Genomic DNA, 10,405 nt, shown 5'->3' on the forward strand with positions numbered 1-10,405 from the left:
ACTCTTACCAAAGTATTTAATACATTTTTAGCTTCAACAGTATCACCTCTGTCTCTATAAATAGAATACGCTAAGGTTAATAATTGCTCATTGTTCGGATAGGTTTTCAATGCTTTCATAATAGTTGCAATTGCTTCTTTACTTTTTCCTGAATCATTTTGCATTAACGCATAATAATAATGGTTTTGAGGATCATTTTTAACAATTGTTTTAGCAGTTTCTAATGTTTTAAATGCTTTTGCCTTATCTCCATTTCTAATATAAGCAAAAGCCAGCCCTTGATATGCTAGAGAAAATGTATTATCTATTGTTAGTACTTCATTTAGTAAAGTTATACATGCGTCGTTTTCGCCTTGCATCCGTTTTAAATCGGCATAATTAATTTTCGCTATTAAATTTAAAGTATCTAATGCAATCGCTTTTTTAAAATAATCTTCCGCCTGATCTAGTTTTCCCAAACCAATAGCAGCAACCCCAACGGATGATAAACCTAGAGAGCGATCTTGATAATATAATAACTGATTTATGTATTCTTTTCTAGCTTTTTGCACTAGCTCTAGTTGTCCGGCAGATAAATTTGTAGCTGGCATATCATAAATTAAGCTATTTGCTATATGTCTTACACCATAAACGGTATCATTTACTAGAGGTAGCGCATATTTAAATTGTTGTTCTTTTGGTAAATTTCTTAAAGATTCTAACCCAGCCCTTCTCACTAACGGACTTGGAGATGTTAGCGTCATTTTTAAATTATCAAAAGCTAAAGGATTATTCCTATAATCTTGATATCTGATAGCTGTTCCAACAACAATATTTGCCATGTTTTTATCATTAATAACTTTATTTAAGTCGGATTGAGCGTTTGGTTTATTTGTTCTTATATTATGAAAAGCAAAACCATAATGTGTAATAGTATCGTATTTATTGCCATACCATTTGTTAAATTCTTCGGATGCCCATTCATTGGATTTATCTGTATGACAATTATTACAAGCATTTACAGCTCCAGTTTTTAAACTAATATCAGGTCTTGGAATACGCATACTATGGTCTGAACGAGGATCAACTACCATTACGGTAATTTTTGGTAAATGACAACTTATACAACGTGCTCCAGTACCATTTTCATCGTGTTTATGATGTTCCTTGGTTTTATATTTGCTAGGCATATGGCATTGAAAACAAACATTTTCTTTACCACCTTTTAATTTTCCACTATGCACATTGTGACAATCTTTACAAGTAACTCCTTTTGCATACATTTTACTTTGAAGAAAAGATCCATATACATAATCTTCATCATTATTAGTTCCATCATCATTATATAAAGGATAATCTAAATACGCCACTTGATGTGTATGTTCTAACATTTTTCCAAATGTGTATTCATCTGTTAACTGAGATCTTCTAGAGTGGCAACGCCCACACCATTCTACTTGCATATTTGAAGTTCTGGGTTTTGAACGTGTTACTTTTGCTGTTTCTGGATTAATATTCCATAGGCTTGGATCTCTGTCCATGATGTCAAAAATCAGTCCCATGTTTTTTACATTTTGAAGGGTATCTTGTGCCCATTTTTCATGTAAATCTCCCGGTCCATGGCACGCTTCACAAGAAACATTTATTTCATCAAAAGTTGTATTATACATTTGCGTATTTGGGTCGTAATTTTTTTTAACATTGGTGGAGTGGCATTCAGCACACATATAATTCCAATTTTGCAATGGTCTCCCCCAATTTAGCTCATCGTGTGAAGCAATAAATTCATCGGGATATAAATGTTGCCACTTTTGTCCACCATCTTCTTTTAAACGTGTATCCCAAAAAGGAGTTAGCACTTGTAATTTTCCTTTAGGAAAAATAACTAGGTATTGTTGTAAAGGATATACTCCAAAAGTATATTTCACCACAAAATCAGAATATTTTCCATCAGGTCCTTGTGTATTAACCATAAACAAACTGTCTCTTTTAAAGAAAGTGCTTGTAACTCCATAAATTGTATATTTTGAGTTATTGAAATCACCCAAAACAGTGCTATCTTTAGGTAATTGCATAGCCAATTGATGGTCAGAACCCATCCATTCATTGTATTCTTTTTTATGACATTCAATACAATTTGCCGACCCTATAAAACCCTCATCGTGTTTGTGATTATTTAGAGAAATTTGAAGAGGAGAGTACTCTTCTTCTTTTTTATTGTTGCAAGAAATAAAACTAAAAATAAGCAGTAAAATTGAAATCCTAAATAAAAAGTTAGCAGAAATAGTTGGATTAGTTTTAATAATCATTATAAAGAAATATTTACACTTTAAAAAAGCTAATTTAATGTATTTAACTACTTCTAAGTTTTAAAAAAATCCCTGTAAAACAATGATTTACAAGGGTTAAGGCTAATTTAAGTGTTTTTTTAGTGACCCCGGCAGGATTCAAACCTGCAACCGCTGGAGCCGAAATCCAGTGCGCTATTCAGTTGCGCCACGAGGCCATAATTAAAATTTATCCTAATAATTGCTTTATGGCAATAGAAATAGCTTTACCATCGGCTTTACCCGCCAGTTGTTTAGATGCCATTCCCATAACTTTACCCATATCTTTCATTGAAGTTGCACCAACTTTGGCAATAATATCTGCAATAATTTTGTTTAATGCAGCTTGGTCTAATTGTTCTGGTAAAAACTGTGCAATAATTGCAACCTGTGCTAATTCTGGATCTGCTAAATCATCTCTACCTTGTTCTTTATATAAAACAGCACTATCTTTTCGTTGTTTTACCAATTTTTGAAGCAGTTTTATTTCTTCGTCTTCAGTTAACTCTTCTTTAGCTCCCGTTTTAGTTTGTGCTAATAATATTTCAGACTTTATGGCTCTTAAAGATTCTAAAGCTACTTTATCTTTAGATTTCATAGCTTCTTTAATTTTAACCATTAAATTTTGTTGTAAACCCATATTATTAAATTTATTACACGAAGATAAAAAAAAGAACCCGAAAACCTTTATTTTTCATAAAGATTTCCGAGTCTAAAACTTAGAAAATAAATCTAAGGGCTTCCGTCTTTGGGCAATATTTTTAATCTACATTATCATGTAAAAAAGAATTGTTTGATCTAAATTTTAAATCGTCATTCTCATCGGTATCCAATGTAGTTCTTGATTGATTAACTTCAGATGAGTGTGCTGTTTGGTCTAATTGAACTCCCATTCTTTTATAGGCTGGTTCTTTTTCAATTTCATCAATATTTTTATTTACTTTATTAATAAATTTATAGTTGAAATTTTTCATTTTCTCTCTTCTGTCTGCTGCTCTTTTTTGCAATTCAGCTATTGTTAAATCTAATGGAGAAACTTCTTTATGGTCTATAACCACTTGATCATTAACATCAATCTCTGTTTTTTTCGTAGAATGAAGTGTAAGGTTTAACTCCTCATTTTCTATTTCATTATCTATTTTAACAACTGGTTTGGTTGCTTTTGATAAATTATCTTCTAATTCCGTATAGTCTTCTAAAGTAAAATATACATCTTCCTCAACTTTTTTCCCTGGCACAACTACTTCATGATCAACAACTTCAATTGAATTTGCGGCTATCTCTGGCTCATCAACAATCTGTTTTTTTGGTTTTGCTGAAAGTGGCATATCAAATGTAAATTCGATTTGTTTTTCTTCTTCAACAACTTGTATTTCCTCGATTTCAGCTTGTATTGGAGTAATTACAAAATCATCTTCATTTATAGGATTAAGTGAAACTTCTTCATAAACCACATCAATGTTTTTTATAAATTCTGTAGTTGGTATAATAGAAAAATCATCTTCCTCTTCGTCTCCCAATTCAAAAACAATTTTATCTTCAACCTCATCTTTATGGTTTAAAGATTGATTTGTAGTATTTGGCGTTGTTTTAATCGTAGTTTTTTCTGAAAAATCAAATGAAGCTTCTTGTTCTTCACCAAGAGTGTGAATTATTTTTTTAGCTTCAGTATTCGAAATTTCATGTTGTTGGTCTTTATTAAATCCCGTAGCAACAACAGTTACCGCAACAGCATCTCCTAAATTTTCATCTTCACCAACACCCATTATTATATTTACATTAGTTTTAGCTTCTGATTGAATATAATCATTGATTTCGCCTATTTCATCAATGGTAATTTCTTCTGCTCCAGACACAATTAATAACAACACATTTTTAGCACCTGTAATTTTATTATCGTTTAATAAAGGAGAATCTAATGCTTTAGTAATAGCTTCTAAAGATCTGTTTGCGCCAGATGCAGTTGCAGATCCCATAATTGCAGTTCCACTATTAGAAAGTACCGTTTTTGCATCTTTTAAATCTATATTCTGAGTGTAATGGTGGGTTATAACTTCAGCAATTCCTCTGGAAGCTGTTGACAACACTTCATCAGCTTTAGAAAAACCTGCTTTAAACCCTAAATTTCCATAAACCTCTCTTAATTTATTATTATTAATTACCACTAAAGAATCTACATATTCACGTAATCTTTCGATTCCTTTTTGAGCTTGATCGTTACGCATTTTACCTTCAAAAGAAAAAGGAATTGTAACCACACCAATAGTTAACAAATCCAATTCACGCGCAACTCTAGCTATAACTGGCGCAGCACCAGTTCCAGTTCCTCCACCCATTCCAACAGTTATAAACACCATTTTAGAATTGGAAGATAACATATCTTTAATTTCCTGAATGCTTTCTATTGCGGCTTGTTCTCCAACTTCTGGATTTGCTCCAGCTCCTAAACCCTCAGTTAACGAAACTCCTAATTGAATTTTAGTTGGAATTGGGCTATTTTGTAATGCCTGAGCATCGGTATTACAAATAACAAAATCAACTCCGTTAATGCCTTGAGAGTACATGTGGTTTACGGCATTACTACCACCGCCTCCTACTCCTATTACTTTTATTACGTTTGACTGATTTTTTGGTAAATCGAATGAAATGTTGCTAAAATCTGAACTGCTCATAATATTAATTTATTGGTGTTATTTTTCTTTTTCTTACTATTTTATGTTATTCTGCGTTGTCTAAAAAATCTCTAAACCTATCTCCCCATTTTTCGAAAATAGATTTTTTTGGTTCTTTTCGTACTTCAATTTCTTCTTCAACTTCATTATCTTTTTCTATAGCTTCCTCTTTTTGAACTGCTTGCTGCTGTTTTGTTTTTAAGTTTTTCTTATCCAGTCTGTTTAAACCATTCATTAAAAGTCCTACAGCAGTTGCATATTGTGGACTGGAAAAAATCTCGTCAGAATCTCCAGCTAAATTTTCATTAGGATATCCAATTCTGGTATCCATACCTGTAATATACTCAACCAACTGTTTTAGATGTTTTAGATTTGCTCCTCCACCTGTTAAAACAATCCCCGCAATTAATTTTTTCTTTGGCTCCTCGTGACCATAATTTTTAATTTCTAAAAATACTTGTTCAATTATTTCTACTACACGTGCATGAATAATTTTAGACAAGTTTTTCAGGGTTATTTCTTTAGGTTCTCGCCCTCTTAAACCTGGAATCGACACAATTTCGTTGTCTTTGTTTTCACCTGGCCAAGCCGATCCAAATTTTGTTTTTAATAATTCTGCCTGTTTTTCTATAATAGAACAACCTTCTTTAATGTCTTCCGTAATTACATTTCCTCCAAAAGGAATAACAGCTGTATGACGAATAATTCCGTTTTTAAAAATAGCCAAATCAGTTGTTCCACCACCTATATCAATTAAAGCAACACCTGCTTCTTTTTCTTCAATACTTAAAACTGCTTCTGCCGAAGCCAAAGGTTCTAATGTAATCCCCGCTAAGTTTAAACCCGCACTTTTTATACAACGCCCTACGTTTCTTATAGAAGAAACCTGACCTACAACTACGTGAAAATTAGCTTCTAACCTTCCACCATACATACCAACTGGTTGTGCAATTTCAGGTTGCCCATCTACTTTAAATTCTTGAGGCAATACATGTATAATTTCTTCACCTGGTAACATTACCAATTTGTGAACCTGCTTTTCTAATTTTTCTAAATCTTCTTCATCTATAACATCTTCGGCATTTGGGCGTGTAATGTAATCACTGTGTTGCAAGCTTCTAATATGCTGCCCGGCAATACCAACAACGGCCTCATCTATTTTAATCCCCGAAACAGCAATTGCCTCATCTACAGCCATTTGAATGGACTGTATGGTTTGTGTTATATTATTTACAACACCACGGTGTACACCTAAACTCTTGGCTTTTCCAGTACCAAGTAACTCAATTTTCCCATATTCATTTCTACGACCTATCATAGCAACAATTTTTGTTGTTCCTATATCTAATCCTACCGAAATATCGTTATGTTCCATACCCTATTTTTTTGTGCAAACAACCTGGTTGTTATATTTTAAATTTATTGATGTGTATTTATCTATTGTTTGATCAGCCATTGTTTTGGTAAAAAACGACTTTAGATTTTTAAATTTTGAATCTAAATCTTCAATTTTACCTAATTCAATATTTTGCTCTCCAATTCTGGTTTTTAAAACATATTGATATTGCATCGTTTTTTGGACACCAATAATTTGTTTTTTTAAAAAATCATCTTCCAAAATTGTTGTTACTAAAAGATAAATTCCATCTATATCTTTTTCTGTTATATTTCCTGAAACTAATAAAACTCTAGCTGAGTGATTTTCTGATAATGGCATTATTGTAGCCTGTTTATCAATATAATAACTATTAGTGTTTGACATAACTCTGGCAATTGGTGTTCGCTGTTTTATCTTTGTTTTTAGCACACCATCAACCGTTAAAAAAACAGCAGCGTTCTCTACCATGGAATGTGATAGTACATTTGCTTCAAGTTTTTGTAAATCTATAACAGTTTTTGCTTCATTTAGAACTGATTTTCCTTTTTGTATTAACAATTTATTAACCATTTCATAATTCATAAATAGGTTTTCTCCTTGTTCAAATTCAACAGTTATACTATGTACTTTTCTTGCAGTATGTTTTTGATGTGAAAAACCATACAAAAAAACTACTAAGCCTAGTAATAAAAATCCTTTTATGTAATTCCAACTAATTTTCAACTGTTAAACTTTTTTTAATATTTTCTACTTGTTCACCAATATCTCCTGCTCCAATTACAACGATAATTTGTGCGTTAGATTTTAATATATTCTCTATTAAATTTTCCTTTGAAGAAAGTTGTTTGTTTTTACTTGAAATCTTCTCCAATAACCACTTAGAATTTACACCTTGTAGTGGCAATTCTCTTGCTGGATAAATATCTAATAAAATCAACTCATCAAAACGCGCTAAACTTTGCGCAAAATCTTTTACAAAATCTCTAGTTCTGCTATATAAATGTGGTTGAAAAACACCTAAAACTTTTTGTTCTGGGTACATTTCTTTCACCGAATCTATAACTGCATTTATCTCGGTTGGGTGATGTGCATAATCATCAATCAACACCAAGTTATCTGTATTAATTTTATACGAAAAACGTCTTTTTATGCCTTTAAAAGTTAGTAAAGCTTTAGCAATGACTTGTAATGAGATTCCAAAACTATTTGCCATTGCCAAAGCTGCCACTGCATTTAGCACATTATGTTTTCCTGGTATATATATTTTTATATTTTCAAATGTTTCAGTTGGTGTTTTTACATTAAAAATATAAGCTCCATTTTCTATTCTAATTTTGAATGCATTATAATCTGCATCTTCTTCTATTCCAAAAGTTTGCCCTTTAATTGGTAACCCTTTTCTAACAATTAGTGTATCTGAGACTTTGCCTGCAAATTCTTGAAAAGATTTTTCTAATTCACTTTGAGCACCATAAATATCTAAATGATCTGCATCCATAGAAGTAATACAAGCAATATTTGGAGACAATTTTAAAAATGAGCGATCAAACTCGTCAGCTTCAACTACAGAAACCTCGTTACCGCCTAATATTATATTTGAATTATAATTTTCTGAAATTCCACCTAAAAAAGAAGTTGCATTTACATCCGCTTCTTTTAAAATATGACCTAAAATTGTTGAAGTTGTAGTTTTTCCGTGTGTTCCTGCAACTGCTAAGCAATTAGTATTCTTTGTGATTTCTCCTAATATTTCTGATCGCTTTAAAACCGTGAATTTATTCTCAATAAAATAATTTAATTCTGTATGGTTTTTAGGTACAGCTGGAGTATAAATTACTAAGGTACTTTCAGCGTTTTTAGTGTCTTTAAATGTTTCATCAATTAAATTTACAGTATCTTCAAAATGAATTTTAATTCCCATTTTTTGAAGCGTATTTGTAATTTCAGTAGGTGTTTTATCGTAACCAGCAACATTTTTACCATTGCTTTTAAAATAAATTGCAATAGCACTCATGCCGATGCCTCCAATACCTATAAAATAAACGTTATGTATACTGTTTAAATTCAACTAATTATTTATTAATTTTTCTATTTCTAATACAATATCTTTTGTAGCGTTTGGCAATGCCAATCCTTTAATATTTTTACTTAATTTCTGTTGTAATTCAAGATCATTTTTTAATTCTAAAAACATATTTTGAAACATGTTCAGTTCAGATTCCTTCAATAATAAAGCTGCATTTTTAGTAACTACAGAAAGTGCATTTTTTGTTTGATGGTCTTCTGCAACATTAGGCGATGGAATAAAAATAACTGGCTTCCCTACAATGCATAATTCTGAAATTGAACTTGCTCCTGCTCTACTAATAATAAAATCTGCCGCTACGTAAGTTAAATCCATTCTGTTTAAAAAAGCATGTGTTTGCACTCCTTCTAAAGCATCGTATTTTTTAAACTCATCATAATACAACTTCCCTGTTTGCCAAATAACTTGCACCTTATTTTCGACCAGCCAATTAATATGTTCTTCAATTAAATTATTAATTGCTCTTGCTCCTAAACTTCCTCCAATTATTAGTAAGGTTTTTTTATCAGATTTTAAATCGAAAAACTTAATTGCTACTTCTCGTTTACTTTCAATTGCTAATAAATCTTGTCTAACTGGATTTCCTGTTTTTACAATTTTATCCGAAGGAAAAAATCGTTCCAAACCGTCATAAGCCACACAAATTGTATCGGCTTTTTTACTCAATAATTTATTTGTAATTCCTGGATACGAATTTTGCTCTTGAATTAACGTTTTAATACCTCTAATACTTGCTACATATAATGTTGGACCACTTGCAAAACCACCTGTTCCAATTACAATTGTTGGTTTAAATTTTCTTATAATTTTAAATGCATTCCACAAACTACTAATTAGTTTAAATGGAAATGCTAAATTCTTTAATGATAAACTTCTTTGTATTCCTGAAATCCATAGCCCTTTTATTTCATAGCCGGCCTGCGGAACTTTTTCCATTTCCATTCTATCTTTTGCACCCACAAACAAGAAATTAGCTTCAGGATATTTTTCCTTTAGCTGATTTGCTATTGAAACTGCTGGGTAAATATGTCCACCTGTTCCACCACCACTTAATATAATATTAATCGATTGCTTCATGTAAAATATCTAAAGGGTTTTCTTCATTTTCAGAATCAATAATTTTTTCTTTTTCTGCTGTGACACTTAAAATAATGCCAATTGCAAAACAGGTCATCCAGATAGAGGTTCCTCCACTGCTAATAAGTGGCAACGTTTGCCCTGTAACTGGAAATAAATTTACGGCTACCGCCATATTTATAATTGCTTGAAAAATAATTGGTAAACCGACACCAATTATTAATAAGGTTGCAAAAATAGTGGTGGCCTTTTTAGCTGCTACCAATATTCTTATTAACAATAATAGATACATTAATATAACTGTTAACGCGCCAAATATTAAACCATATTCTTCAACAATTATGGCAAAAATAAAATCCGAAGAAGATTGTGGTAAAAAGTTTTTTTGGACACTTTTTCCTGGACCTCTGCCTTGTAATCCGCCACTTGCAATTGCAATTTTTGCTTTTTCAACCTGATATCCTTCCTCAGCATTTTTATCAGAAAAATTTTCTATTCTACTAATCCAAGTATCTACTCTGTTATGCATTGCATTTGGAAATGCTTTTGCTATTAGCACAAATAGCACCAATGCTACAATTCCCATTCCAATAATTGATGCCAAATATTTAAAAGGATACCCTCCTAAAAAAGTCAATAGCAATACCATTGAGAAAATGATAGCAGTTGTTGAAAAGTTTGCTGGTAAAATAAAAGCTAGTGTAATTGCTACCGGCAACCACAATTTCCAAAGACTTTCTTTAAAATTGATTGTTTTTTCTTTATTTTTAGCTAAATATCTCGCTACAAAAATCATTAAAACCACACCTGCCAGTGTAGATGTTTGAAAACCTACACCAATAAATGGTATTTGAATCCATCTACTTGCATTTGCACCTCCAATAAC

8 protein-coding genes and 1 tRNA gene are annotated in these 10,405 nt (G+C 31.6%); all 9 read right to left on the reverse strand.

Features of this window, described 5'->3' with window-relative positions; genetic code table 11:
* A partial coding sequence (locus AB1Z17_RS11045) for a multiheme c-type cytochrome (RefSeq protein WP_368051852.1) occupies positions 1-2,288 on the reverse strand: 2,288 nt, incomplete at its 3' end.
* Between the two features lie 123 nt (positions 2,289-2,411).
* Positions 2,412-2,485 (reverse strand) — tRNA-Arg (locus tag AB1Z17_RS11050).
* A gap of 11 nt (positions 2,486-2,496) precedes the next feature.
* On the reverse strand, positions 2,497-2,946 hold the full coding sequence (locus tag AB1Z17_RS11055; protein WP_368051853.1) for a GatB/YqeY domain-containing protein: 450 nt from the start codon (positions 2,944-2,946) through the stop codon (positions 2,497-2,499).
* A 121-nt stretch (positions 2,947-3,067) separates the two neighbouring features.
* Complete coding sequence (gene ftsZ / locus AB1Z17_RS11060; protein ID WP_368051854.1) at positions 3,068-4,978, reverse strand: cell division protein FtsZ; 1,911 nt, start codon at positions 4,976-4,978, stop codon at positions 3,068-3,070.
* Between the two features lie 46 nt (positions 4,979-5,024).
* Positions 5,025-6,353: a cell division protein FtsA gene (gene ftsA, locus AB1Z17_RS11065; RefSeq protein ID WP_368051855.1), complete on the reverse strand. Its 1,329-nt coding sequence runs from the start codon at positions 6,351-6,353 to the stop codon at positions 5,025-5,027.
* Positions 6,354-6,356: 3 nt separating this feature from the next.
* Positions 6,357-7,079, reverse strand: a complete 723-nt coding sequence (locus AB1Z17_RS11070; RefSeq protein WP_368051856.1) for a cell division protein FtsQ/DivIB — start codon at positions 7,077-7,079, stop codon at positions 6,357-6,359.
* Positions 7,069-8,424 carry a UDP-N-acetylmuramate--L-alanine ligase gene (gene murC, locus AB1Z17_RS11075; RefSeq protein WP_368051857.1) on the reverse strand — a complete coding sequence of 452 codons (1,356 nt, stop codon included), beginning with the start codon at positions 8,422-8,424 and terminating at the stop codon, positions 7,069-7,071. Before murC ends, AB1Z17_RS11070 begins: the two co-directional genes overlap by 11 nt.
* Positions 8,425-9,519: an undecaprenyldiphospho-muramoylpentapeptide beta-N-acetylglucosaminyltransferase gene (gene murG / locus AB1Z17_RS11080; RefSeq protein WP_368051858.1), complete on the reverse strand. Its 1,095-nt coding sequence runs from the start codon at positions 9,517-9,519 to the stop codon at positions 8,425-8,427. It lies immediately after the preceding gene.
* Positions 9,503-10,405, reverse strand: a 903-nt coding sequence (locus AB1Z17_RS11085) for an FtsW/RodA/SpoVE family cell cycle protein (protein WP_368051859.1), incomplete at its 5' end; no start/stop codon positions are given. The genes murG and AB1Z17_RS11085, both read right to left, overlap by 17 nt.

Origin of the sequence: Lutibacter sp., assembly GCF_040883305.1 — a bacterium.
Classification (GTDB): Bacteria; Bacteroidota; Bacteroidia; order Flavobacteriales; family Flavobacteriaceae; genus Lutibacter.